Below are 24,412 nucleotides of genomic sequence, written 5' to 3'. Positions count from 1 at the left end.
AGTAGTCGTGAGCCAGAACCGGCGATCTTATTATTGCGAGGATCAGGACCTCTACGAATGGCTGGGAGGCCCAAGATTTTGAGGCTCCCCGATTTCGATCGCATGCCTGTCAGGGTCATAAAAACGGAAGACCCTTTGCCCCCATGTTTGGCGTTCGACAGGATGGATCAGCTCGACATGCGGTGCGATGCTTTCGAAGGCCGCATCGACATCCTCATGTTCAAAATACAAAAGCAAGTTTCTTCGCCCATAGGGTTCTTCAGTAACAGGCGATTGCCGCCAGATCGTTTGTTCAAGCGACCTTCCATCATGGATCGCAAAGCCAGTCTCGAAAAGGACGAAGTTTCCGAAGTCCTCCAAAATCTGCAGGCCAAGTGTTTTGCGGTAGAATTCCTTGGAGCGATTTATGTCGCGGACGAAAGGGATGGGATTGATAAAACGCATCGAATTCCTTCGGGATGCTCAAGACCGTTGAGATTCGCCGTGCTCGCAGGGCAACCTCTTATTTCTCCAGCGTCGCCACGACCTCGACATGCGGCGTCCACAGGAACTGATCGATCGGCGTCACACCGGTGATGCGATAGCCTCCCTCGACAAGAAGAGCGAGATCGCGGGCGAGCGTCACGGGATTGCAGCTGACCGCCACAATCTTCTTGACGTTCGAGCGCGCCAATTCCTTGCACTGAAACTCTGCCCCGGCGCGCGGCGGATCGAAGACCACAGCGTCGTAGACTTTCAGCTCCGAGGTCATCAATGGCCGGCGGAAGAGGTCCCGTTTCTCGACGCTGACTGGCTTGAGGCCCTGCGTGTTGCGAGCGGCATGATCTAGCGCCGCCAGTGGCTTGTCCTCGCTCTCGACCGCATGCACGCGACCGACCCGGGCAAGGCGAAGTGAAAACGTGCCGGCACCGGCAAAGAGATCGGCGATGCGTTTCGCCTTGCCGACATGCGCCAGAACGAGTTCCGCCATCGCATCTTCCGCCGGCTTGGTCGCCTGCGTGAAACTACCGGGTGGCGGAACGACATTGACGCCGCCGAAGTCGACGATCGGCTTGGATGGTTCGACGAGAATCTCGTCGTTGAGCGAGACGCGGGCGATGCCGCGAAGGGAAAGCACAGTCTCAATTGCCTTGCGACGCTGCTGGTCGGAGAGCTTCTTGATGCCGTCGACCGCAAGATCGAGGCCCGACAGGGTCTCCAATACGGTGATGCGGAACGCTTCGGCGCTATTGGCAAGTGCTGCACCAATCGCCTTGATCGCCGGCAGCCTGGCCATGATGCCCGCCGACGAGATGGGACATTCCTCGATGGCGACGATGTGGTGGCTTTCGGCCTGATTGAAGCCGATCAGCATGTCCTTCTCGGTTCGCCGCGCGGCGAAGACGACGCGTCGGCGCTCGCCGGGATGAGCGGCGACGAGGTCGGCAACGTCGGACGTTAGCCCCTTCGATTTCAGCGCATCGACGACGAGTTGCCGCTTGAAGCGGCGGTAGGCCGCATCGTTCATGTGCTGCAGGCTGCAGCCGCCACAGGTGCCGTTCATTCCGTCCGGGCCGAAATGGCGGCAGGGCGGGTCCTGACGATCGCCTGATGGGGTCGCGATGGACATCAGCGTGCCATGGTTTTTAACGCGCGCGATGGCGACGGTTTCGCCGGGCAGAGTGAAGGGCACGTAGATCGGCGCGCCGTCTGCATGCACGATCCCGTCGCCTTGGGCGCCGAGCTTTTCGATCGTAACTGTTTGCGTGCTCAAGGTTTCGTTCCTGCGAGTAGAAATTCCTGGTTCCCGTCGCCGCCGGCGATCGGGGAGGGGATGAGGCCAAGGCTGTTCCAGTCCATATCTTCGACGAACCAACGCTCGAGTTCGGCTGCGACATCAGGCGCCGAAGACGGGTCCTTGAGAAGCCCGCCTTTGCCGATCGCATCGCGCCCGGCTTCGAATTGCGGCTTGACGAGGAGAGCAGCGATGGCTCCCTTTTCCGCAAGGTCGAGGGCAGGGGCCAGCGCTAGCTTCAGCGAGATGAAGGAAACGTCCGACACAATGAAGGTGATCGGGTGCCCGATATCCTCGGCCGTCAGGTTGCGGGCGTTCAGGCCTTCGATGTTGGTCACGCGAGGATCGTTCGATATGCGCGGATGCATCTGGCCATGCCCGACATCGATCGCGGTGACGTGTGCCGCACCGCGCGCCAGCAGGACTTCCGTGAAGCCGCCGGTCGAAGCACCGACATCGAGACAGCGATGCCCCGACGGATCGAGCTTGAAGTGATCCAGCGCAGCTGCCAGCTTCAACGCAGCGCGCGAGACATAGTCCTGCGCCGGATCGTCGATCTCGATGGCGGCATCCTCGCCAAATAGTGCGCCGGCCTTCGTCACCACCTTACCGCCGACCTTCACGGTGCCGCGCTGCACGGCATCGCGCGCGCGGGACCGGCTGGCGAAGAGACCAAGGCTGACAAGAAGCTGGTCGAGGCGTTGTGTGTTCTGATCTGACATGCGCTGTCCTTGCAGGGCAAAGCCAAGCCTTGCAAGCCTTTTGTTCCAGAAACGCTTCCGTGTCTCGCTCGCGACGTTCGCCGCGTCGCACAAACTTAAGCAAATTTAAAGTCTGCCGTCATAGGGTCGGGCGGATTGCAGCGGCTTGTGAAGCTGCTTCCCGCCATGATGGCCCACCTCCCAATTTGCCGATCATGTTCCCATCCGCCGAATTTTCCGGGCATGCCTTGGCGTGCCGTTTCCCCATGGCCGCAGGCCGTCAGGAGAGATTGACTGATGTTTGCTAGAAACATGTCCTTGAATGGTAAGCTCGCTGCGACATTCGCAGTGCTGATCCTTGTCTTTCTGTCCGTTTCCGCCTTTGTCTACTCGAAAGCAGGCGCCGTTTCCGCCGCTTCAGAGCAGCAGAAGAAGTCCGAGCGTCTGGTCAACCAGATCGATGACGCGCTGCAGGCCATGCTCGAACAGGCGGTGAACCTGCGCGGCTTCCTGCTGTTCCGCAGCGACAGCACCTATGGTGACATCTTTGCCAACCGCGAGCGCATGCTGAAGGCGATCGCCGCTGCACGCGAAACCGCAGCCGGCAACAGTGATTTCATCCAGCAGATCGACGGTATGCAGAAGGCCGCCGATCTCTATTTCCACGAGCTTGCCGAACCGCAGTCCAAGGCTCGCAAGGAAACCGACATGCCGATCGACCAGATCGTCAAGATCGGCGTCAACGAAACAAAGGGCCAGCTCGACGGGTTCCGTCAGGCGTCCGCCAAGATCAAGGCTGCCGCGCGCGATGAGTCGAACGCGCTTGCGGCTCTGCAGGCAGATGCCGGCAGTGATCTCCGTGCCACGCTGCTGACCGGCGGCATCGCTGCCGCTTTTGCCGCCGTCCTTCTTGCCTGGATGCTGTCGCGCAGCATCGTTCGCCCGATCGTCGGCATGACCTCGGCGATGGGACGCCTTGCCGGCGGTCAGAACAACATCGACGTTCCGGCCCTGGACCGCCAGGACGAAGTCGGCCGCATGGCCCAGTCGGTTCTGGTCTTCAAGGATGCGGCGATCGAGAAGCTTCGCCTGTCCGGCGAGACAGACCGCATGCGTAGCGACGCCGAGCGTCAGCGTCAGGCGAGCGACGAACAGAAGGCCCGCGAGGAAACCGAACTTCGCTTTGCCATCGAAGGCCTTGCCGGCGGTCTTTCCGATCTCGCCAACGGCAACGTCGCCGTTCGCATCACGACGCCGTTCGCATCGCAATTCGATCGCCTGCGCAGCGACTTCAACAACGCCGTCGAGAAGCTGCAGGGCGCCCTCCAGTCCGTCGGCCGCAATGCTTCCGCGATCAATGCCGGCGCCGGCGAGATCCGATCGGCTGCCGACGATCTCGCACGTCGGACCGAGCAGCAGGCGGCTGCCGTCGAGGAAACCGCAGCAGCGCTCGAAGAGGTCACAACCACCGTTCGCGACTCCGCCAAGCGGGCCGAGGATGTCGGCCAGCTGGTCGAGCGCACGCGCCTCGGCGCCGAGAAGTCCGGCGATGTCGTCCGCAAGGCCGTCTCTGCGATGCAGGAGATCGAAAAGTCCTCCGGTGAGATCAGCAATATCATCGGCGTGATCGACGACATCGCCTTCCAAACCAACCTTTTGGCGCTGAATGCCGGCGTCGAAGCGGCACGTGCCGGTGAGGCGGGCAAGGGCTTTGCCGTCGTCGCGCAGGAAGTGCGTGAGCTGGCGCAGCGCTCGGCGAACGCCGCCAAGGAGATCAAGGCGCTGATCAACACGTCGGGCACGCAGGTCAATGCCGGCGTCTCGCTCGTCGACGAAACCGGCAAGGCGCTGGCCGAGATCGTCGGCGCCGTCCAGGAGATCAACAAGCATGTCGGCGCCATCGTCACCGCAACGCGCGAACAGTCGATCGGCCTGCAGGAGATCAACACGGCCGTCAACAACATGGATCAGGGTACGCAGCAGAATGCGGCCATGGTCGAAGAGCAGACGGCGGCCAGCCATTCGCTCGCGCAGGAGGCCGGCGCCCTCGACGATCTGCTGCAGCAGTTCAATCTCGGCAACAATGTCGTCGCGGCAGCCTCGCGCGCCGCTCCCGCCCACGCCGCATCGCGTCCGGTCGCCTCTCCGGCTCGTGTCCTGACCAGCCGTGTCGCCAGCGCCTTCGGCGGCAAGGCGGCAACCGCCGCAGCCGTCAAGGAAGACTGGACCGAGTTCTGAGACGCAGGCTCATTCGAACGAAAAAGAAGGGCGGCTTGATCGGGTCGCCCTTTCAATGGGGTGGGGACACTCCCGCTATCGGACCGCTTGGAGACCACTCCCGCTAGGAATTTGGTTCGGCAATAGGTCGATCCAGAAAAGCTGCGCAGAGCGCTGCCAACATTGCGAGCGATGCCGATATCAGCATCGCCCCGAAGAGCGCATCGACTGTTGCTAACTGCGCGACAAACACACCGGCAATCGCGACGACAAGCGCTCCACCGGCGATCGACATCGCAGCGGCCAGCCCTGCGGCAGTTCCGGCGAGTTCCACATGCACCGAAAGCACGCCGGTGTTGGCGGCAGGCATGGTCAGCCCGTTGCCGATGCCGATGAACACGCAAGGCCCAAAGAATGCCAGGATGTGGGTATTTCCCGACATCGACAGGCTCAAACCGACCAACAGCCCCATGCACGTCAGCAGACGCGCGAGAACAAGCATGGTGCCGAGCGGAAGTCTGGAGGCGTAGCGGCCAGCCAAATAGCTGCCCAGGATAAAGCCTGCGGGGATCATTCCCATGTAGAGGCCCAGTGCCGCTGTTGACCCATCAAGCGATTTACCGATCGCCAACGGTGCGCCTCCAAGGAAGATGTAAAGTGTGCCCATGGAGAAGGTCATGCACAGGGTGTACGTCCAGAACCGTGCCGAATGCAGTAGCTGGCCATAGGAGGCGAGGTAGTTGGCCCTTGCGCCGGAAAAGATCGCAGCAGTCTCTTTCAGCTCGCTGATAGACAAGGCGAGTGCTGCCGCACCAAGGATCGCGAAGACGACGAAGATTGCCCGCCATCCGAACAACTCGTCCAGAAACCCGCCAAACAGCGGACCGAGCATCGGTGCGATCGCCCATCCCATGGCCAGATAACCCAACTTGCTCGCCGCTTTGCGTTCGGCCGACGTTTCCTTGATGACGACGAGCGCGATGGAAAAGCAGGTCGCTATGGACGCTTGCATCGCCCGAAACAGAAGGAAGACGCCAATATTGGTCGCGAGCGCGCAGCCAACAGACGCGGCGATGAATATCGAAATCGCAATTAATGCTACCGGCCTGCGTCCGTATCGATCCGAGATTGCACCCGCGACGAGGTTCGTCAAGGCGGTGGCGATCGCGTAGCCGGCAACCGCGAGGTTGACGAGTGCGAAATCAGCTCGGAACGTCGCGGCAATATGCGGTAGCGACGGCAGGATCGCGTTCACCGGCAGCACGGCGATCGCCGAGAGCAGGATGAGGGTCGTCAGCCGCGGCGGGCTAGCAGTGGAAGGGACTACGGTTTTCCGGGTCCTTGGTGTGCTCGAAGTGTCAATGGGATTGTGGCCCGTCATGGCGTTGGTCTCTTTTCCGTGGGAGATGGTGAAAGCCTGACGAGGCGCGCTGAACTCCAGCCATAAAAAAGGCCCCGTCAGGAGCCTGCTTACCGCGCATGGGTGCTTTCGCCGGATGGCTATGCCATCCCGCCCATGCGCTCTATCACCACGATGAGAACCATTGCGATTTTCATGATCGTTACGGCTAGAGAGAAATTTGCCTGTCGTCAATGCAGGCAGGCAGAGACGGCCTGTGCGTCAGGCCGCCATTTCGTGCCGGCAAGGATGCAGGAGTCTAGCCTGCGACGCCGACAGCCAGGCCACGGCCAAGCGCCTTGAACACCGTCGAGACGATCCCTGCACGGTCGAGGCCTGCGTGGGCATTCATTACTTCCGGCTTTGCCTGTTCCATCCACACGTCGGGCATGACAAGCGAGCGGATCTTCAGGCCGTTGTCGAGGAGACCGTCCATCGCCAGGAACTGGATGACCTGGCTGCCGAAGCCACCGATTGCACCTTCCTCGACGGTGATCAGGATTTCGTGGTGGCGGGCAAGCTGGCGGATCAGTTCGTGATCCAGCGGCTTGGCAAAGCGCGCATCGGCAACCGTCGTCGAAAGGCCGGCTGCATCCAGATCCTCTGCCGCAAGTAGACAGTCGGCGAGGCGGGTGCCGAAGGAAAGCAGCGCCACCTTAGAGCCTTCCTTGACGACGCGGCCCTTGCCGATCTGCAGGATCTCGCCGCGGGCAGGCATTTCGATGCCGACGCCTTCGCCGCGCGGATATCGGAACGAGATCGGACCGGCATCATAGGCCGCTGCGGTTCGCACCATGTGTTTCAGTTCGGCCTCATCCGCCGCCGCCATGACCACGAAGCCGGGCAGGGTGGCCAGGAAGGTCGTATCGAACGAACCTGCATGGGTCGGGCCATCGGCGCCGACAAAGCCGGCGCGATCGATGGGGAAGCGAACCGGCAGCCCCTGGATCGCAACGTCGTGGACGACCTGGTCGTATGCACGCTGCAGGAAGGTCGAGTAGAGGGCGGCGAACGGCTTGAAGCCCTCGGCTGCGAGGCCCGCCGCAAAGGTCACCGCATGCTGTTCGGCGATGCCGACATCGAAGCACCGCGACGGGAAGACGCTTGCGAGCTTGTCGAGCCCGGTACCGTTGGGCATGGCGGCGGTGATGCCGACGATCTTGTCGTCGAGCTCCGCTTCCTGCACCAGCGCTTCGGCGAAAACACTCGTGTAGCTCGGTGCGTTCGGCTTCACCTTCGCCTGCGCCCCGGTGATGACGTCGAACTTGTTGACGCCGTGGTATTTGTCGGCTGCAGCCTCCGCCGGCGCATAGCCCTTGCCCTTCTGCGTCACGACATGGATCAGAACCGGACCTTCCGCATTGTCTCGTACATTGCGCAGCACCGGCAGCAGGTGCTCGAAGGAATGACCGTCGATCGGACCGATATGATAGAAGCCCATCTCTTCGAACATGGTCCCGCCAGTCACATAGCCGCGGGCATGCTCGACCGCGCGGGTGATGGCGCGATCGACGTTCTTACCAAGGTAGGCCGTCAGTTTCTTGCCGAAATCACGGAAGCCCATGTAGGTGCGGCCGGAGGCTAGGCGCGCGAGATAGGCGCTCATCGCGCCGGTCGGCGGCGCAATCGACATGTCGTTGTCGTTGAGGATGACGATCAGCCGGGCATCGAGTGCGCCAGCGTTGTTCAAGGCCTCATAGGCCATGCCGGCCGACATCGCGCCGTCGCCGATCACCGCGATCACGCGGCGGTCGGTCTTGTCGAGCTCCGAGGCAACCGCCATGCCGAGGCCGGCGGAAATCGACGTCGAAGAATGAGCGGCGCCAAAGGGATCGTATTCGCTTTCAGCGCGCCGCGTGAAACCGGAAAGTCCGTCTTCCTGGCGCAGCGTGCGGATGCGGTCGCGTCGTCCGGTCAGAATCTTGTGCGGATAGCACTGGTGTCCGACATCGAAGATCAGCCGATCTTCCGGCGTATTAAAGACGCTGTGGATCGCAATCGTCAGCTCCACCACGCCGAGGCCCGCGCCGAGATGGCCGCCGGTGCGTGACACCGCGTCGATCATTTCATCCCGCACCTCGCGCGCAAGCTGCGGCAGGTCGCGATCCTCCAGCTGTCGGAGGTCGGCCGGATAGGTAACCTTGTCCAGCAGCGGCGTCTTCGGCGGTTGTGTCACGGGTGGGCGCTCTTTCTTGTCATTCTTGGGCAGGATGCCTTTAAGCCATAAATTGCGGTGAAAAAAGTCGATTTCAAGAACGGCTGAAACTCCTTTCTAGAGGAGATCAGCCTTCCGGCAAAGGTATGAATTCTTCTTCGTCCCCCGGAACGATGTCGAACTTGCCGGTCCGCCACTCTTCTTTTGCCTTTTCGATGCGCTCTTTCGAGGACGAAACGAAGTTCCACCAGATGTAGCGCTTCGAGTTCAGTGCCGCTCCACCGAACAGCATCAGATGGCAGCCCTCTCTGCCTGCTTCGAGCGTGATCGCATCGCCGGGGCGGAAGACGAGGAGCTGATCGGCGGCAAATCTATCGCCCGATATCACGACTTCGCCTGACAGCACGTAGGCCGCCCGCTCCTCGTGTCCCGCAGCGAAGGGAAACTTTACGCCGGCCTCGAGACTGATATCGGCATAGAGCGTGTCCGAGAACACCTTCACCGGCGAGGACATTCCCTCGAACGATCCGATGACGACGCGTCCGCGCACGCCACGTTCGTCGATCACGGGCATGTCGCTCTTTTCGGTGTGTGCAAAGGAGGGATTAATCTCCTCCTTGTCGTCGGGCAGGGCAAGCCATGTCTGCAGGCCCGACATCAACAGCGGATGGCCGCGCAAGTTGTCGGGCGTGCGCTCGGAATGCACGATGCCGCGTCCTGCCGTCATCAGGTTGATGTCGCCGGGGCGAATGACCTTTTCGGTGCCGAGGCTGTCCCGATGCCGGATCTCGCCGTCGAAGAGGTAGGTGACCGTCGACAGCCCGATATGCGGATGCGGCCGTACGTCCAGGGCCTCGTTCGGCTTCAGGATCGCCGGCCCCATGCGGTCGAAGAAGATGAACGGCCCGACGAGCCGCCGCTGCCGCGTCGGCAGCGCTCGCCGCACCTCGAAACCGCCGATATCGCTGGTGCGCGGGATGATGAGGTTCTCGATCGCGTCGCAACTGAAGGCGTCGCCGGGCAGGGGGTCTTTACCGGGGAAGAAGGACATGAGCGGGTCTCCGATCAGAGTAGCAACACCTTAACCGCAAGCGGCGCAGAGGCAAGCGGCGGCCGGCAATGCGGCACAGCCGATATAATCCGTTCGATAGTATAAAGCGTTTCTTCACCGACCAGCAGACTTTGCTGCCGGAACGGCCGGGATGCCTTGTTTCATTTTGAAATACCTGCCAGCAAAAGAGGTGTTTTGAACAGCGGGAATATTGTCGTATATGCAATATAATCAAAGGCGTAAGGTTAGAAAGACGAGCGCAACAGCCGGTCTCTTGGCAGTGGGAGTAGCTCTCTCCTCCTGCGGGACAAATCCGAATTCGCTGGAAATGAACGAGAGCGCAAAGGAGGCCGGCAAGCGCGCGAACTCCATGGTTCAGGAGAAAGGTGCCGCAGCCGTCGTTCGTGTCTCATTGAACGGGACTTATTGCCAGAGAGGTCAGGTCCGCCCTCCAGAAGATCGTCGATGGCAGGATCGATCCGGGTCCTTTTGTCGAGTTGGGACAGCCCACCGGTCTCTATGGCGACAAGGCCCTGAAGGAGTTTGCCAAGCTTTCGATGCAGATGCTTACGCTGAACCTGCCAGCGATCGCCAAGGCAACGGCCGTCGAAGACATCCGCACGTCTTTCCGGCCAATTGAGCCCGGGCGCTACATCGTCACCTTGTTTGGAAATGTCGGATTGCTCGGTGTAAAGGGCTCGAATCCGCAAATTCCAATTCTAGGCGATAATTCTATCGTGATCGGAAAGGGCGAAATCGTCGATGCCGGCATCATCGATATCGTCTCGACGGGTTCGAGCGGCGTCTTCTTCAAGAACGAGACGGCCCGTCTTGTGGGATCGGAGGCGCCCCAACCGTTCAGGGAGGTCATCAAGCGGAACCTGCCGGAAATCTATGCCCGCATTACCTACAGGAAATTTTCAGCCTATGACGGCCTCTTGCTTCCAGAAAATAAAAAAACAACGGAGAAACAATAGTATGACGATTATGTTCATAACGGCAACGCCCAAAGCGGCATCTGCCCTTCTTGCAATGACGCTTGTTGCGGGCATTGCGCTCCCGCAGGCGGGCATGGCTGCACCCGCCGCCGGGATCAGGGGAACGGATATCGCCATTGCCGCATTCAAGGATGTTTGCTTGCGCTCCGCGCCATCCTTCGCCTCGGCCCTTACCAAGGCAAAGCGCTACGGCGTGAAGGAAACCACCAAGCTTGGCGATTCGAACATCGGCATGACCAGCGACGATTCTATATCCGTTCAGGTCAAGCTGAAGCGGGAATGCGCAGTCACGAGCCCCAACCGCTCGAATCCCACCCTTCATGCGCAGTTTCTGCGCACCATCGCCGAGTTCGCAGATGCGCCGCCGCAGGGAAACAAGGCGGGAGTGCCATTTACCGGCACCATTCAGGGCCATCGCTTCGTCTTCATGCATGACAGGAAAGGCGGCGAAGCCTACGTGATGATCAGTCTGGAGAAATAGTCCGCGTGCAATGGCGGTGGTCGAACGATCACTGCCCGTCCAGCGGCTCGACGCCCTGCGGCTTGCCGGCGCGGTCGAGGCGGATCTTTTCGATGCGGTTTTCGGCGGCCGACAGCAGCGTTTCGCAATGCTTCTTCAGCGCCTCGCCGCGCTCATAGATCTCGATGGATTCGTCCAGCGCCACGTCGCCGCGTTCCAGCCGGGCCACGATGCTTTCGAGTTCGGCAACAGCCTTCTCGAAGGAAAGACCGGAAACCTCCGGCTTGGCGCTGTCAGTCATACTCAACCCTTCATCATTCTGAGAATATGCAGGCCGGCCGATTCGGCGAGGCCTTCGAGATCATAGCCGCCTTCCAGCAGGCTGACGACCCGGTTTCCGGCACTTTTGTCGGCCACCTCGAGCAAGCGCCCGGTTGCCCAGTCGAAATCTTCGCCGACGAGATTGATCTGCGCCAGCGGATCGCGGTGATGCGCGTCGAAGCCGGCCGAGATGATGATCAGGTCCGGACGGAAATCGAACAGCGCCGGCAGCACGCGCGATTTGAATGCCTCGCGGAAGTGATCACTGCCGACGTTCGGAGACAGTGGCGCGTTGACAATGGTGCCGTGCTTACCGCTCTCGTCCTTGGCGCCGGTGCCGGGATAAAGCGGCATCTGGTGCGTCGAGCAGAAGAGCACGGAAGGATCGTCCCAGAAGATATCCTGCGTGCCGTTGCCGTGGTGCACGTCCCAGTCGACGATCGCCACGCGCTCGGCGCCGTGCACCTTCTGCGCATGACGGGCGGCGATCGCGGCATTGTTGAAGAAGCAGAAGCCCATCGCCCTCGATTTTTCGGCATGATGGCCGGGCGGGCGGGCAGCAACGAAGACGTTGTCCGCCTTGCCGGTGAAGACGTCATCGACAGCGGCCATCGCGCCGCCGATTCCCGTCAGTGCCGCTTCGAAGCTCTTTCTGCTGGCATAGGTATCGGCTTCGAGCTGATTGATTTCGCCATCCTCTTCCGGCACCTGGCGCAGGACCGAAAGCAGGTGCTCTTCGGGATGGGCAAGCAGCACGGCCTCTTCGGCGGCTTGCGGCGCGCGCTTGCGGTCAAGCCCAGCGAAATTCGGATGCTCCAGGGCCACGTTGATTGCCCGCAGACGGTCGGACCGTTCGGGATGGCCGGCGGGCGTTACGTGTTCCAGGAAAATCGGGTGCTCGTAAAGGCGGGTGCTCATAGGATCACTCTATCTTTACCTCCCGTCATGATCCACAGCAGATGGGGCTCGACGCTGCGATTTCAACAAGCGCGCACCTTGCTCCTCGCACAGGTCCTCCCGTTTACTTCGGTCGACCTCGCGGCTAGTCTCCGGGGAGGGGGAAATTGGTAGAAAGATCAATGAACGAGGTCACGCGCACCGTTGAGATGAATGTGCCGTTCCGCGACGTCGACATGAACGGCCAGGTATTTTTGGGTTCCTATATTTCCTATGCCGAGTCCGTGCTGGCCACCTTCTGGTCGTCGAGGCCACGGTTGGAGAATGAGCCGCTTTATATCGCCAGCAAGGTGACCTGCATCTTGCATCGGCCGATGCATTACGACGAGAGAGTCCTGTTCACGGCATCGGTCGACAAGATCGGCGTGCGTTCGGTTGGCTTCATCATTTCGGCCGATATCGGCGATGAGCGCTCTGCGGAGGTCGAAATCATCTGGCAGGCACGCTCACGCGAAGATCGTTCGCCAGTCCCGCTTCCGGAGGTCACGCGTGACTGGCTTTACGGTTTCGTCGACTAGCTGCGCACCGGCAGCAGGGGATAACCGACCATGACCGCGCGGCCGACAAGAGCCGCAACGAACGCCTTGACGACGTCACCGGGAATAAACGCCATCGAGCCGAGGAAGGCCTTGGAGAGGCCAAGCTGGGCGGCGACCGCCAGATAGACGATGCCGAAGGCGTAGAGAACCACGATGCCACCGATCATTGCGGCAAGGAAAAAGCCGACTGTCTGCACCAGCGCCGACTGTTCGGATTTGACCAGCCGCTCGCTGACGCAGCCGGTCACGAAAGCAGCGAATACCCAACCGATGAGGAAGCCGGTGGTCGGTGCGGCGAAAGCGGCAAGCCCGCCGCGGCCGCCTGACAAGACCGGAAGGCCGATCGCGACAAGCACGAGAACAATCAGGACCGCGATCGTGCCGCGGCGCGCACCAAGCACGACACCCGCCATCATCACGCCGAGCGACTGCGCGGTGATCGGTACCGGAATGAAACCAAGCGTGATCGGCGGCAGAATGCCGAGCGCGACGATGATGGCCGCAAAGAGAGCGGAGAGAACGAGGTCGCGAGTGCTCATGCAGGGCTCCTGTTAGCGAGTTCTCAAATTGACATGCCGCCGAACGCCGCGCGCGTCAATCGCCGCGGCAATGTTATCCGCATCCCTCAGTGTCAGAATGATCAGTGGCACGAGCACTGTTGTCGGTCGCACCTTGATGCCCCGTGCAGCGTGCGCCTCGCGGATAGCCTGGTAACGGCCGAGAATCTCGGGAACAAAGCGGACGACAAGGCCGACAGCGAGGCCGACATCGTCGGCCCGGAGGAGGCCGAGGCGCTCCAGCGGCCGCGCCAGCAGCGTAATCTCGTCGATGAATTGCGCGATCGTTGTCGTCGCCGTCACGGCGGCAGCAAACAGCATCAACGCCGTCAGCCGCAGCAATGCGACGACCGCAACATGCCAGGGATTGAAGGCAAGACTGAACAGCGCAACGACGAGGATGGTCAGGAATATCGGCTTCAGGCGCGCAAGCGCTGACCGCGCCGAGAGGCCGATGTTGAAGTAGATCGTGGCCGTTACGAGCACTGCCAGGGCAAGCAGCAGGAGGTTCGCCGAAAGGAAGAGCAAGACGCCAAGAGCGGCAAGCGCAAGCAGCTTGGCGCGGGCGGAAAGGCGGTGCATGGCGCTGTTGCCTTCGACGAAAAGCGACTTCATCGGCTGGCGATCTCCTTGTAGCGGCGGATCGCTTCTGTGGCAGGCGCGTCGGCAACAAGGTTGCCTTCGTGGAAAACCAGCACGCGTTCGTAATCAGCGACCAATTCCAGATCGTGGCTGATGACGATTGCGTTCTCTGGAAGGCCTTCCACCAGCCTCTGCACGAGGCAGCGGTTCTTGAGATCCAGCTGGTTGGTCGGTTCGTCCAGGATAAGAATGTCGGGCCCGGTAGCCAGCACAGAGCAAAGGGCTGCAAGTTGGAGCTCCCCGCCCGAAAGCTCGTGCGCGCGGCGGTCGGCAAGATGGGCGGCGCTGAAACGCTGCAGGACCGCCTCCACCTTGGCTGTTATTTCTGCCGGTTTGTAGCCGCGGCTCTTCAGGCCGAAGGCGATATCGTCGCGCACGACGGGCAGGATGATCTGGTTTTGCGGGGACTGGAAGATGAAGCCGACATCGGTAAGGATCGCCTTGGCGTCGGCGGTATCGCGCCCGTTGACGACCACGCGCCCGACGCTCGGCTTGGTCAGGCCGTTGATGAGACGCGCAAAGGTCGTCTTGCCCGAGCCGTTGAGGCCGATGATGCCGACGCGCTTTTCTGTGAGCTGCAGCGTGACTGGTGCCAGCGCGACGCGCGCACCATAGCTGACCCCTGCGCCTTCGAAACGGATATCCACTTGGTCCCTCGTGAATTGAGAGGCCGTTCTATAACGAATTTCGCGCTTTGAAAGCTCAAAATCTCGCATTGAATGCCGGCTGCTCCTACCTGATGATCGTGCCAACATATCGGGTGGCTAGGAACATTTTCCGTTCTATGATGCGCAGATGACGAATCTTTCGAATTCCGATGCCCGCCGCATATTCCTCGCCAAGCAGGGTCTGAGCGCGCCGCCGAACAAGGCGTTGACCAAGGCCGGCCTGCTGGAACTCATCCACGAGATCGGCTTCGTGCAGGTGGACAGCATTCAGACGGTGGAGCGGGCGCACCACCAGATCCTGTTTTCCCGCAACCAGACTTACAAGCGCGAGCATCTGACTGCACTTCTGGAGAAGGAAGGCTCGCTTTTCGAGCACTGGACGCATGACGCCTCGATCCTGCCCAGCGCCTTTTTCCGATACTGGAAACACAAGTTTCGCCACGAGGAAGAGGTGATCGGCGAACGCTGGCGAAAATGGCAGGGGGAGGGGTTCGAACACGCCTTCGAGGAGACATTTGAGCGGGTCGCTCGCGACGGAGCAATCATGGCCCGCGAGATCAAGGCGGATGGGCACGTTTCCGGCGGCTGGTGGAACTGGCATCCCAACAAGACGGCGCTCGAATATTTCTGGCGCACTGGCAAGTTCGCCATCGCCGGACGCTCCAACTTCCAGAAGATCTATGATTTGGTCGAGCGCGTCATTCCCGCCGAATTCCACGAGCCAGAAGTCAGTCGTGAGGAGTTTGTCGACTGGGCCTGCAGCAGTGCGCTGACGCGCCTGGGCTTTGCAACGCATGGCGAGATCGCCGCTTTCTGGGATCTGCTGTCGCCCGATGAAGCGAAAGCATGGGTCAACGCGCATCGCGACGAGTTGACCGAGGTTCTGATAGAGCCGGCGCTTGGCGGCAAACCGCGAGCCTCCTGGGCCTTCCTGGATCTGCTGACGAGCCTTCAGGACTATCCCGATGCGCCGCCGCGCGTTCGCGTGCTCAGCCCCTTCGATCCGATGATCCGCGACCGTAATCGCACCGAACGTCTCTTCGGCTTCTTTTATCGCATCGAGGTGTTCGTGCCCGAACCCAAGCGGGAATACGGCTACTACGTCTTCCCGCTTCTGGAAGGTGACAAGCTGATCGGTCGCATCGACATGAAGGCCGATCGCAAAGGCGGAACGCTGGACGTGAAGCGGCTGTGGCTGGAGCCGAGCGTGAAGGCTGCGGCCGGGCGGCTCGAAAGGCTGCATGCCGAACTGGAGCGCGTGGCAAAGTTTGCGGGACTGGAGAAGGTCGTGCTGCTGGATGGGTGGTATACGAAGAGCTAGATGAAAGGCTTCTGTAACGGGCCTTGAGTCAATCCCTTGTGAGCTTAGTCCCTCGCCGAGTGCTTGCTTCTGTTCGCAGTCGGCGCTTGGCCGCTGCTTTATGGGGTCTGCTGAGGACCGGCTGGCCAATCTAGGAACGCGCAGTCACCTGAGTGCTGCTTGCCTTTCAGCGGCCTAACCCATCCATCGTCCAGGCGAAGGGACCTTGCTCCGGGGGGCTGATGGCAGTGCCCGCCCGAAACCTGTCCGGTTGTCTCTTTCCGGCTCAGGCGGCCATGGTTGCCTGAGCCTTGTGGGGAATGAAGTTGGTTCCATCCCTAAGCATGTGGTGCAACACCACCGCCAGCTTACGGGCCAGCGCGACACGCGCCTTTCTGGGACCCGCACGTCTGGCGACCGCCAGTGCCCAGCGTTTGAAATCCAAGGTTCGCCGTATTCTTCGATTTCTTTCAGTGGTCGCCGCGCTGGCCGGATGCGCCGCCGCCTACGTCGCATATCTCAAGAGCCACATCACCTCGATAAGTCCCGACGGTATTGTTTCCCTGGGAAACTATCGGATGCTGCGCGATCCGCATTGCGATATCTCACTTGGGTTACTGCACGGCCTCGAAAGATGGCCGGATCCTGAAAGCTGTGCGCAGCGAGACTCCTTCGAGATCGATTGGAGCCGTTTCCGTACGGAGTGGGATGCACAAATCTGCCTATTCCGGATTCTGGATACCTTGGGAGGTCCGGAGCAAGGGGTGGCTTGGCTGAGTGCGCAGCATCTAAAATACAACGATCACACGCGCATTCTACCAAACGCTTCTGATCGCACGCTCAGCGTCGCATGCACCAAGCATACCGAGAGCTATAGCAGCCTTATAGCGCAGTGGCGGCGCCGGTATTACATTCTGCAGCCTTATGCGTACGACTTCTCGATAACCTATCGCAACGATCGTCTCGTCAATATTGAGATCTTTGCCAACACTATCTAGCTGAATCTCAGCAAATCTCCGTATTGGTGATTTTGATCCCAAAGCCCTCGAGGCCGACGTAGTGACGCTCGCGGCTGGTGAGCAGCTTGATCGACGTGACGCCGAGGTCCTTGAGGATCTGCGCGCCGAGGCCGATCTCCAGCCATTCGCTTTCGCGGCTCTTGGCTTCGGCGTGGGATTCGCGGCCCTGGCTACGCGTCTTGCGGCCGTTGTCGTAATGGCCGACGCCGACGGAGCCTTCGCGGAGATAGACGATGATGCCACGGCCTTCCTCGGCGATCTTCTGCATGTAGTGATCGACCGGGCTCCGCTTCCCGAAGAGGTCCTCGGCGACGTTTTCGGGGTGTAGGCGTACTGGAATATCGATGCCGTCGCGGATATCGCCAAAGACGACGGCGAGGTGCTGCATCGGATCCCAGGGGAGCGAGTAGGTATGGGCTTTGGCCTTGCCGAAGGGCGTTTCGACATCAAAGCTGGCGCCGAGTTCGATCAGTGTTTCCTTGCGCTGGCGATAGGCAATCAGATCGGCCACCGACACGAGCTTCAAGCCGTGCTTTTCGGCGAACTCGACCACCTGCGGTCCGCGCGTGACGGTACCGTCATCATTGACCAACTCGCAGATCACGCCGATCGGCGGAAGCCCGGCAAGCTTGCAGAGATCGACGGCGGCTTCGGTGTGACCCGAGCGCATGAGCACGCCGCCTTCGCGCGCGACCAGCGGGAAGATGTGGCCCGGACGCACGAAGTCCCCGGCGCCGACATTGGGGTTGGCCAGGCTGCGAACAGTCAGCGTCCGGTCATCAGCGGAAATGCCCGTCGTCGTGCCGTGCTTGAAATCGACCGAAACGGTGAAGGCCGTCGTGTGGGCCGAGTCGTTTTCAGCAACCATTGCATTCAGATTGAGCCGGCGGGCTTCTTCCTTCGGCATCGGTGTGCAGACGATGCCGGAGGTGTGACGCACGATGAACGCCATCTTCTCCGCAGTACAATGGACGGCCGCAACGATCAGGTCGCCTTCGTTCTCGCGGTCGTTGTCATCCATCACCACGACAATTTCGCCAGCCTCGAAGGCCCGGATCGCATCGACGACGCGCTTCTGATCGTAAGGCATGTCAGTGTTCCTATTTCAGCCGGCCGGTCTGGCCGCGGTCACGGAGATAGTGGTCGGCAATGGCGCAGGCGACCATCGCTTCGCCGATCGGCACGGCGCGAATGCCGACGCATGGATCGTGCCGTCCCTTGGTACGGATATCGACATTGTTACCGTCTGCATCGATCGACTGGCGCTCGGTCAGGATCGATGAGGTCGGCTTGATGGCGAAACGCGCGATAACAGGCTGACCGGTGGAAATGCCGCCGAGAATGCCGCCGGCCTTGTTCGACAGGAACAACGGCTTGCCGTCATTGCCCATGCGCATCTCGTCGGCGTTTTCCTCGCCGGTGATCTCGGCGGCCTCGAAGCCATTGCCGATTTCGACGCCCTTGACGGCGTTGATTGACATCAGCAGCGAGGCGATATCCTGGTCGAGCTTGCCATAGATCGGCGCACCCAGACCTGCCGGTACGCCCTCGGCCACGACCTCGACAACGGCGCCGATCGACGAGCCGTTCTTGCGGATGCCGTCGAGATAGTCTTCCCAGACAGGAACGATCTCAGGGTCCGGCGCAAAGAACGGGTTCTGATCGACCTGATCCCAATCCCAGTTCTGGCGGTTGATCTTGTGCTTGCCGATCTGCACCAGCGCGCCACGCACCTTGACGCCAGGCACGACGAGACGGGCAATGCCGCCGGCTGCCACGCGTGCAGCCGTTTCGCGGGCGGACGAGCGGCCGCCGCCGCGGTAGTCGCGGATGCCGTACTTTACATCGTAGGTATAGTCGGCATGGCCGGGCCGGTACTGTCGTGCGATCTCGCCGTAATCCTTGGAGCGCTGGTCGGTGTTCTCGATCATCATCGAGATCGGCGTGCCTGTTGTGATCATCGTCTCGCCGTCGGCGTCCAGCATAACGCCGGACAGCACCTGGACGAGATCGGCTTCGCGACGCTGCGTTACAAAGCGCGACTGGCCGGGCTTTCGCTTGTCGAGCCAGACCTGAATGTCCTCGAGCTTGAAGCGCAGACCGGGAGCGCAGCCGTCGACGACGCAGCCCAGCGCCGGCCCGTGGCTCTCACCCCAGGTGGTTACGCGGAAGAGATGACCGAATGTGTTGTGCGACATGTGTCCCGACCGGATCACGCCAACCGGTCGTCACCGGCGGCGTCCTTCATCTGAAAAATGCGCGACACTCATAGGCCAAAAAGACGCAGCGGCAAAAGCCTTTCTTTGCTCGAAACCGTCAACGAAAGGAAATGGTGTTTCCGCTGATTGTAAACGATGGCCTCAGGAGGCGATACTCCAGGAGCTTCCGATCGCCATTTGCGCGAAGTCCGCGAAGGACAGCGGGCGCGAGAACGCGTAGCCCTGCAGAAGGTCGCAGCCGAGTTCGTGGAGGAGGGTGGCGTGAGCCGCCGTTTCGACGCCTTCTGCTACCGTCTCGACTCCGAGCGAGCGGGCGATCTCGATGATCGAGCTGACCAGCGCGCGCTCCTGCGGCGAATTCATGATCGGCTGCACCAGCTGCCTGTCGATCTTGAGCCGCTTCGGTTTGAGCTTGAGGAGACTGACGATCGACGTATGACCGGTGCCGAAATCGTCGATCTCGATGTCGATCCCAAGCGCCTTGATCCGTTCAAGGTTATGGGTGGCCACATCCTCGCTTTCGTCGAGAAATATTGACTCGACCAATTCAAAGGACAGTTCGCCGGGCCGGATTTGCAGGCCGCTTAATGTCTCGACCAGTGTCTCGTCATGCAGCCGTCGCGCCGAAACGTTGACCGAAATCTTCGGAACGGAGACGCCCCTTGCTGTCCAGCGCATCTTGTCCTTCAGTGCGGTGTCGAGAACGATGCGGTCAAGGGTTTGGACGACGTTGATTTCGTCGGCGATCTTCAGAAATTTGTCCGGCGTCAGCAGTCCCCGGGACGGATGTTGCCAGCGAACCAGGGCTTCGACGCCGGTGAGTTGCATCGAGCGCGCTGAGAACTGCGGCTGATACCAGGCGGTAAACTCGCCGTTCTCGATGCCGGCAAGGATCTCGTCGGCCAGGCGCTTGTTGTTTATGATGTCGGCTTGAAGATTGTGGCTGAAGAATTCGTGCCGGTTCCGCCCCTGGCTCTTGGCGCGGTAAAGGGCGATGTCGGCGTTGATCAGCACTTTGCGGGCATCGACGTGCATGCCATTGGCGAGCGCGATGCCGATGGAGACGCCGCAACGGCAGGCGAACCCTTCGAAGTCGATCGGCTGGCGCATCTGCTCGATGATGCGGCCGGCCAGCGCCGACATATCGGCATCACTGGCGTTGAGCGACAGAATGACGAACTCGTCGCCGCCGATACGCGCGACGAGGTCACCACCGCGCAGGTTCCTCGACAGCACTCGCGACGCGTGGATCAGCATCGCGTCGCCGGCGGCATGGCCGAGCGTGTCGTTGATCTCCTTGAACCTGTCGAGGTCGATGTGGAGGATGGCGAACTTCTGCCGCTCACTGCGGCCATCGAGCGTCAGCCTTTCAAGTGCGATATCAAGTTTGCGGCGGTTGGCGAGCGCCGTCAGCGGGTCGTGCAGCGAATTGTGCTCGATGCGGTTCTTGGCGATCTCGAGCTCGATATTCTTGGCGATCGCCTCGTCCTTGGCCGCCTTGAGCTGCGCGGTCATCAGAGCATCTTCGGTGACATCGAAGGCGACGCCGATGATCTTCAGTTTGCCGCTGGGGGTCTGGTGAACCTTGCCCGTCGAACGAACGTAGCGCATCGCGCCGTCTTCCGTCGGGACACGGCAGATCAGGGTATGAGTGTCGCCAAGTTGCTTGAAATGGCGAGCGCTCTCGACCGCCAGTCCCCTGTCTTCGGGCAAGATACAGGAAAGCCAGACCGGTTCGGTCATGAATCCGGCCCTTGGCGTCAACCCATAAAGCTCGTGCATCCGCTCGTCCCAGATCGAGCCTTCGTCGCCGAGCGTCGCTTCCCAGATGCCGCACTGATAGGAGTCGAGCGCGAGATCCAGCTTGCCGGAGAGCTCGGAGAGCTCCGCCTCGCGCCGTGACAGTTCGTCCAGCGCCATTTCGAGTTCGGCATTCTTAATGTCGCTGACATCCTTCGCCCTGCGCAGCGTTTCAGCCGCTTCCGCGTCGGCGGTGACGTCCCAGACGATGCCGATGGTTTTGTCGTCGCCGGCCGCGTCCGTGTAGAAGGAGCCGACGGAGCGCAGATGTCGGACAGTGCCGTCCTCGGCTACGACCCGGTATTGTGTTTCATAGGCGGAGCCGGCGACGTTGTAGTTGAAGAAGTGGACCTCGGCGATGTGCCGGTCTTCGGGAACGATCGCAGCAAGCCAGTCTTCCAGCGAATGACTGCCGTCTTCTGCCGGTTTACCGTGGAGCGCTGCGGCCCGGGCATCCCAGAACAGGGTATGCCCGTGGTCGTGCAGTTCCCATATGCCGATATTCGAGGATTCCAATGCTAGATTGAGGCGCTGCGACAGCTTCAGCAGCGTCGCCTCGCGCACCTTGAGTTGCTCGATGTTGCGATTGCGCTCGCCGAGCAGCAGGGTCGCAAAGAAGACCGGGACGACCGTGATGCAGCCGGCGGCGGCGATGATCAGGCGGAGCGTTGACTGGTTCTCGGGAACAGCGTTCCAGCCGGTCTTCGGGACCGCCGCAATCTGCCAGCGCCCGCCGGCAAAGGCGATCTTTCGCGTTATCGGTTGCTTCTCGCGCAAATCCTGCACGCCGAAGAAGGGCGTGGCCGAGTCCGCCGTAGCGAGGTCGCGTACCGCGATCGAGAGGTGATCGAGGTGGGGATACTTCTCCTGATTCTCGCTGTTGCGCGCCGGCCGCAAGCCGGTGCTCTGATAGAACATGTCTGCATCGATCATGACCTCGACCGCGCCCCAGATCCGGCGTTGCCCATTCTCCTTCACGAAGACAGGAAAGAAGATCGCGAAGGCTTCCGTGCCGTCGGACACCGTGATCGGGCCAGAGAAGCGTGCCTGCTGCGTGCCGGCGGTGCGCATCACCGACTGATGCGCGGCAAGAGCGTCGCGGACATCTTTCCCAATTCGGCCTTTCCCGGCCTGTGGCGGATAGACGGCGCCGACGATGAAATCCGGTGCGACGGCAATATTCAGGAAGTGGGGGTTCTGGATGAGCAGCCAGTTGATCTGCCGCTCCATCTCCTCGGCATTTACGCTCGAATTGACGGCAACCATGTTGGCCAGGTCGCGAACGACCGTGATGTCCATGTTGATCTGCGCAGTCATCCGCGCCCGAATCAAACTTACTTCGTTTTCTGTCCGTATCGTCAGTTCGCGCAGATGAGCGGCAGTATTGGCGCGGTCCAGCCCGAAGCCGACGATGACAACAACAACAGTAACAAGGCTGGAAATCAGGAGGGCTAGGCGTGTATGCCTGAAGACGCGCCGCAATGTGTTGCTGTCTCTAAGGCGGAATAGCAAAACCCAGTCTCCCATGTTCGAGGACGACTGTAGAGAGAAGCCGTTAATTTACGCTTGCCCGCCAATACCCTTTGCCGGACGCGGAAACGTACTGGAAATGCAATTAATGAACCGATGCCGTTATTGTTAAAATACTCTTCACCAATTTGGCGCGGCAAGTCATTCTTCAGGGCAAATTTCGCCATATTCGGGAGGTTATCTGTGCGCAGTTGGATTATTGAGTCGTGTTTTCGAGGGAATGCTGTCATGCGCTTCGTAGTAGCTACGCTTTTGGCCACTGCCAGTTTCTTGTCGCCGATCAGCGGATTTGCCGAGAGCGCGGACGTCGAGGCGACGATCAAGAAGGTCGATGTGACAAATCTCAGCCTCACGCTTGATGACGGAAAGACCTATCAGGCACCGGAGGAATTCAATTTCGAGGGGTTGAAGGCGGGCGTGAAGGTTATCGTCTTCTACACCGAGGTGGATGGCAAACGCGTCATCAACGATCTCGATATCGTCCAGTAATCAGGCCTAGATCCAGCCAATCAATCCGTTGTCGCGATCGATCTTGAGGATGCGATCCTGTGGGATCTCACCTTCGGCAGCCTCATCCTTGGGCAAGGCGGCAATCGTCCTGAAGAGACTGCGTATGACGCCGCCGTGGGTCACGCAAACCGTCGGTTTGTCGATGGAATTCAGCCAGGAAGCCACGCGCCAGGACATGATTTCGTAGCTTTCCGCGTCGTCTCCCGGGGGAATGAAATCCCATTTGTTGAGATTGCGCTCGGTGACGCGGTCCCGGGCAGTGGCCTTCAGCTCCTTGATCGTGAAGCCTTCCCAGTCCCCGAAGGACACCTCGACCAGGCGCTCGTCGGTTCGATAGTCTTTCGATGGAAGACCCATCGCCTCGCGCATGATTTCCATCGTGGCGCGGGTGCGCGCCAGCGGGCTTGCTACAAAATCGAAGGGGATTGCTTCGACCTTGAGGATTTCTGCGAGGTCGATACCGTTCTGCCACGCCTGCGCTCTGCCGATGGCATTGAGCGGAATGTCTTTCTGCCCTTGCAGGCGGCGTTCGGCGTTCCAGTCTGTCTGGCCGTGTCTGACGACGTAGATAAGCAATGATCGGCTCCGTTTGGGGCACGCAACCCCTCAATCGCTGTCGCGAAGAAAGGGGTCGCGAGCGCGACGCAGCAAAGAGTGCGATCAGTCCTTTATGACGGAAATGTCCGGCGCGTCTACCGCCTTCATGCCGATGACGTGGTAGCCGCTGTCTGCGTGGTGGACCTCCCCGGTAACCGAACGCGAGAGATCCGAGAGCAAGTACAGACCGACATCGCCGACCTCTTCGATCGTTACTGTCCGACGCAGCGGCGCATTGTATTCGTTCCACTTCAGGATGTAGCGGAAGTCGCCGATGCCTGATGCTGCCAGCGTCTTGATCGGGCCGGCGGAAACAGCGTTGACGCGAATGTTCTTCGGTCCGAGGTCGACGGCCAGGTACTTCACGCTCGCTTCCAGTGCTGCCTTGGCAACGCCCATGACGTTGTAGTTCGGCATGACCTTCTCGGCGCCATAGTAGGTGAGCGTCAGCATCGAACCGCCGTCTGTCATCAGCTTCTCGGCGCGACGCGCGACCGAGGTGAACGAATAGACGGAGATCTGCATCGTCTTGGCGAAGTTGTCAGCCGACGTATCGACATAGCGGCCCGTCAGCTCGTCTTTGTCCGAGAAGCCGATCGCGTGAACGATGAAGTCGATCTTGCCCCACAGCTTTTCGACGTGGTCGAAGACGGCATCGATGGTCGACTCGTCGCTGACGTCGCAATGACCGGCAAGAACGCCGTTTACTTCTGCAACCAGGGGCTCTACGCGCTTCTTCAATGCGTCGCCTTGGTAGGTAAATGCGATTTCGCCGCCCTGTGCATGAATAGCCTTGGCAATACCCCACGCAATCGAACGATTGTTGGCAACGCCCATGATGACGCCGCGCTTGCCTGACATGAGGCCTGTTGCCTGAGCCATATTTCGCCCCCTAAGGAATTCTGATCGGTCCTGCCTATGGCATAGGCTGCTAATCGGTTCAAGATTGGCAGCAATCATCAACTGTTAGGGACCGTAACAAAGGGTGCGTGTGTCAC

The 24,412-nt window shown here is 60.5% G+C and carries 23 protein-coding genes and 1 pseudogene; 7 read left to right on the top strand and 17 right to left on the bottom strand.

Annotated elements, in window-relative coordinates; genetic code table 11:
• Positions 1-51: 51 nt before the first annotated feature.
• From PMI09_RS11470 to PMI09_RS11460, 3 genes are read right to left on the bottom strand one after another with little or no spacing between them, the layout of a single operon-like run.
• Positions 52-444, bottom strand: a complete 393-nt coding sequence (locus PMI09_RS11470) for a VOC family protein (RefSeq protein ID WP_007793226.1) — start codon at positions 442-444, stop codon at positions 52-54.
• A gap of 58 nt (positions 445-502) precedes the next feature.
• Complete coding sequence (locus PMI09_RS11465; protein ID WP_007793223.1) at positions 503-1,753, bottom strand: class I SAM-dependent RNA methyltransferase; 1,251 nt, start codon at positions 1,751-1,753, stop codon at positions 503-505.
• Positions 1,750-2,496 carry a TlyA family RNA methyltransferase gene (locus PMI09_RS11460; RefSeq protein ID WP_007793220.1) on the bottom strand — a complete coding sequence of 249 codons (747 nt, stop codon included), beginning with the start codon at positions 2,494-2,496 and terminating at the stop codon, positions 1,750-1,752. The genes PMI09_RS11465 and PMI09_RS11460 overlap by 4 nt, the downstream gene beginning before the upstream one ends.
• Positions 2,497-2,772: 276 nt before the next feature.
• Here PMI09_RS11460 and PMI09_RS11455 point away from each other — a divergent pair, with 276 nt between their 5' ends.
• Complete coding sequence (locus PMI09_RS11455; RefSeq protein ID WP_007793218.1) at positions 2,773-4,713, top strand: methyl-accepting chemotaxis protein; 1,941 nt, start codon at positions 2,773-2,775, stop codon at positions 4,711-4,713.
• Between the two features lie 103 nt (positions 4,714-4,816).
• Here PMI09_RS11455 and PMI09_RS11450 read toward each other — a convergent pair whose 3' ends face one another.
• The 3 genes from PMI09_RS11450 to PMI09_RS11440 all read right to left on the bottom strand — a co-directional run bounded on the left by PMI09_RS11450 (position 4,817) and on the right by PMI09_RS11440 (position 9,297).
• Entirely contained in the window at positions 4,817-6,073 is a 1,257-nt protein-coding gene (locus PMI09_RS11450) for an MFS transporter (RefSeq protein WP_007793213.1), read from the bottom strand.
• Positions 6,074-6,350: 277 nt separating this feature from the next.
• Positions 6,351-8,267, bottom strand: coding sequence for a 1-deoxy-D-xylulose-5-phosphate synthase (gene dxs / locus PMI09_RS11445; RefSeq protein ID WP_007793210.1), 1,917 nt, complete (start codon positions 8,265-8,267; stop codon positions 6,351-6,353).
• A gap of 106 nt (positions 8,268-8,373) precedes the next feature.
• The gene (locus PMI09_RS11440) at positions 8,374-9,297 is read right to left on the bottom strand and encodes a pirin family protein (protein ID WP_007793207.1); all 924 of its coding nucleotides are present in this window, start codon (positions 9,295-9,297) and stop codon (positions 8,374-8,376) included.
• Positions 9,298-9,794: 497 nt separating this feature from the next.
• Here PMI09_RS11440 and PMI09_RS11435 point away from each other — a divergent pair, with 497 nt between their 5' ends.
• A complete protein-coding gene (locus PMI09_RS11435) occupies positions 9,795-10,274 on the top strand; it encodes a hypothetical protein (protein WP_007793204.1) in 480 nt (159 codons plus the stop codon).
• Position 10,275: 1 nt separating this feature from the next.
• Complete coding sequence (locus PMI09_RS11430) at positions 10,276-10,776, top strand: hypothetical protein (protein ID WP_007793201.1); 501 nt, start codon at positions 10,276-10,278, stop codon at positions 10,774-10,776.
• A 28-nt stretch (positions 10,777-10,804) separates the two neighbouring features.
• Here PMI09_RS11430 and PMI09_RS11425 read toward each other — a convergent pair whose 3' ends face one another.
• Positions 10,805-11,056: an exodeoxyribonuclease VII small subunit gene (locus PMI09_RS11425; protein ID WP_007793199.1), complete on the bottom strand. Its 252-nt coding sequence runs from the start codon at positions 11,054-11,056 to the stop codon at positions 10,805-10,807.
• Between the two features lie 2 nt (positions 11,057-11,058).
• A complete protein-coding gene (locus tag PMI09_RS11420) occupies positions 11,059-11,994 on the bottom strand; it encodes a histone deacetylase family protein (RefSeq protein ID WP_007793196.1) in 936 nt (311 codons plus the stop codon).
• Between the two features lie 161 nt (positions 11,995-12,155).
• On the opposite strand from PMI09_RS11420, the gene PMI09_RS11415 reads away from it, so the two are divergent.
• On the top strand, positions 12,156-12,551 hold the full coding sequence (locus tag PMI09_RS11415; RefSeq protein ID WP_037082786.1) for an acyl-CoA thioesterase: 396 nt from the start codon (positions 12,156-12,158) through the stop codon (positions 12,549-12,551).
• Here the strand turns inward: PMI09_RS11415 and PMI09_RS11410 are convergent.
• From PMI09_RS11410 to PMI09_RS11400, 3 genes are read right to left on the bottom strand one after another with little or no spacing between them, the layout of a single operon-like run.
• Positions 12,548-13,111 carry a biotin transporter BioY gene (locus PMI09_RS11410; protein WP_007793190.1) on the bottom strand — a complete coding sequence of 188 codons (564 nt, stop codon included), beginning with the start codon at positions 13,109-13,111 and terminating at the stop codon, positions 12,548-12,550. The two genes, PMI09_RS11415 and PMI09_RS11410, sit on opposite strands and share 4 nt — an antisense overlap.
• A 12-nt stretch (positions 13,112-13,123) precedes the next feature.
• Positions 13,124-13,744 (bottom strand): CbiQ family ECF transporter T component, encoded by a 621-nt coding sequence (locus PMI09_RS11405; protein ID WP_007793187.1) that lies wholly within the window; start codon positions 13,742-13,744, stop codon positions 13,124-13,126.
• A complete protein-coding gene (locus PMI09_RS11400; protein ID WP_007793184.1) occupies positions 13,741-14,418 on the bottom strand; it encodes an energy-coupling factor ABC transporter ATP-binding protein in 678 nt (225 codons plus the stop codon). Before PMI09_RS11400 ends, PMI09_RS11405 begins: the two co-directional genes overlap by 4 nt.
• A 148-nt stretch (positions 14,419-14,566) precedes the next feature.
• On the opposite strand from PMI09_RS11400, the gene PMI09_RS11395 reads away from it, so the two are divergent.
• Positions 14,567-15,760 (top strand): winged helix-turn-helix domain-containing protein, encoded by a 1,194-nt coding sequence (locus tag PMI09_RS11395; RefSeq protein ID WP_007793182.1) that lies wholly within the window; start codon positions 14,567-14,569, stop codon positions 15,758-15,760.
• A 265-nt stretch (positions 15,761-16,025) separates the two neighbouring features.
• Here the strand turns inward: PMI09_RS11395 and PMI09_RS32155 are convergent.
• A pseudogene (locus PMI09_RS32155) lies at positions 16,026-16,175 on the bottom strand (IS110 family transposase); the annotation flags it as partial.
• Between PMI09_RS32155 and PMI09_RS11390 the strand changes: the two are divergent.
• Complete coding sequence (locus PMI09_RS11390; RefSeq protein WP_157213366.1) at positions 16,174-16,737, top strand: hypothetical protein; 564 nt, start codon at positions 16,174-16,176, stop codon at positions 16,735-16,737. The pseudogene PMI09_RS32155 and the gene PMI09_RS11390 sit on opposite strands and share 2 nt — an antisense overlap.
• 7 nt (positions 16,738-16,744) lie before the next feature.
• On the opposite strand, the gene ribB is transcribed toward PMI09_RS11390, so the two are convergent.
• From ribB to PMI09_RS11375, 3 genes are all read right to left on the bottom strand, one after another.
• Positions 16,745-17,848 (bottom strand): 3,4-dihydroxy-2-butanone-4-phosphate synthase, encoded by a 1,104-nt coding sequence (ribB, locus tag PMI09_RS11385; protein ID WP_007793177.1) that lies wholly within the window; start codon positions 17,846-17,848, stop codon positions 16,745-16,747.
• Between the two features lie 10 nt (positions 17,849-17,858).
• Positions 17,859-18,956: a chorismate synthase gene (gene aroC / locus PMI09_RS11380; RefSeq protein WP_007793174.1), complete on the bottom strand. Its 1,098-nt coding sequence runs from the start codon at positions 18,954-18,956 to the stop codon at positions 17,859-17,861.
• Positions 18,957-19,118: 162 nt separating this feature from the next.
• A complete protein-coding gene (locus tag PMI09_RS11375; RefSeq protein ID WP_007793172.1) occupies positions 19,119-22,289 on the bottom strand; it encodes a bifunctional diguanylate cyclase/phosphodiesterase in 3,171 nt (1,056 codons plus the stop codon).
• Positions 22,290-22,535: 246 nt separating this feature from the next.
• On the opposite strand from PMI09_RS11375, the gene PMI09_RS11370 reads away from it, so the two are divergent.
• Positions 22,536-22,796 (top strand): DUF1344 domain-containing protein, encoded by a 261-nt coding sequence (locus PMI09_RS11370; protein WP_007793168.1) that lies wholly within the window; start codon positions 22,536-22,538, stop codon positions 22,794-22,796.
• A gap of 6 nt (positions 22,797-22,802) precedes the next feature.
• Here PMI09_RS11370 and PMI09_RS11365 read toward each other — a convergent pair whose 3' ends face one another.
• Entirely contained in the window at positions 22,803-23,393 is a 591-nt protein-coding gene (locus tag PMI09_RS11365) for a histidine phosphatase family protein (RefSeq protein ID WP_007793166.1), read from the bottom strand.
• An 84-nt stretch (positions 23,394-23,477) separates the two neighbouring features.
• Positions 23,478-24,296: an enoyl-ACP reductase FabI gene (gene fabI, locus PMI09_RS11360; RefSeq protein WP_007793163.1), complete on the bottom strand. Its 819-nt coding sequence runs from the start codon at positions 24,294-24,296 to the stop codon at positions 23,478-23,480.
• Positions 24,297-24,412: the final 116 nt, after the last annotated feature.

Origin of the sequence: Rhizobium sp. CF122 (genome assembly GCF_000282035.1) — a bacterium.
Classification (GTDB): domain Bacteria; phylum Pseudomonadota; class Alphaproteobacteria; order Rhizobiales; family Rhizobiaceae; genus Rhizobium.
This window is presented reverse-complemented; position numbering and strand designations above follow the sequence as displayed.

Coding starts and splice junctions, on each gene's coding strand:
- PMI09_RS11470 (WP_007793226.1), bottom strand. CDS start 444: ATGCGTTTTATCAATCCCATCCCTTTCGTCCGCGACATAAATCGCTCC.
- PMI09_RS11460 (WP_007793220.1), bottom strand. CDS start 2,496: ATGTCAGATCAGAACACACAACGCCTCGACCAGCTTCTTGTCAGCCTT.
- PMI09_RS11455 (WP_007793218.1), top strand. CDS start 2,773: ATGTTTGCTAGAAACATGTCCTTGAATGGTAAGCTCGCTGCGACATTC.
- PMI09_RS11450 (WP_007793213.1), bottom strand. CDS start 6,073: ATGACGGGCCACAATCCCATTGACACTTCGAGCACACCAAGGACCCGG.
- PMI09_RS11440 (WP_007793207.1), bottom strand. CDS start 9,297: ATGTCCTTCTTCCCCGGTAAAGACCCCCTGCCCGGCGACGCCTTCAGT.
- PMI09_RS11430 (WP_007793201.1), top strand. CDS start 10,276: ATGACGATTATGTTCATAACGGCAACGCCCAAAGCGGCATCTGCCCTT.
- PMI09_RS11425 (WP_007793199.1), bottom strand. CDS start 11,056: ATGACTGACAGCGCCAAGCCGGAGGTTTCCGGTCTTTCCTTCGAGAAG.
- PMI09_RS11420 (WP_007793196.1), bottom strand. CDS start 11,994: ATGAGCACCCGCCTTTACGAGCACCCGATTTTCCTGGAACACGTAACG.
- PMI09_RS11415 (WP_037082786.1), top strand. CDS start 12,156: ATGAACGAGGTCACGCGCACCGTTGAGATGAATGTGCCGTTCCGCGAC.
- PMI09_RS11410 (WP_007793190.1), bottom strand. CDS start 13,111: ATGAGCACTCGCGACCTCGTTCTCTCCGCTCTCTTTGCGGCCATCATC.
- PMI09_RS11405 (WP_007793187.1), bottom strand. CDS start 13,744: ATGAAGTCGCTTTTCGTCGAAGGCAACAGCGCCATGCACCGCCTTTCC.
- PMI09_RS11395 (WP_007793182.1), top strand. CDS start 14,567: ATGACGAATCTTTCGAATTCCGATGCCCGCCGCATATTCCTCGCCAAG.
- ribB (WP_007793177.1), bottom strand. CDS start 17,848: ATGCCTTACGATCAGAAGCGCGTCGTCGATGCGATCCGGGCCTTCGAG.
- aroC (WP_007793174.1), bottom strand. CDS start 18,956: ATGTCGCACAACACATTCGGTCATCTCTTCCGCGTAACCACCTGGGGT.
- PMI09_RS11370 (WP_007793168.1), top strand. CDS start 22,536: ATGCGCTTCGTAGTAGCTACGCTTTTGGCCACTGCCAGTTTCTTGTCG.
- fabI (WP_007793163.1), bottom strand. CDS start 24,296: ATGGCTCAGGCAACAGGCCTCATGTCAGGCAAGCGCGGCGTCATCATG.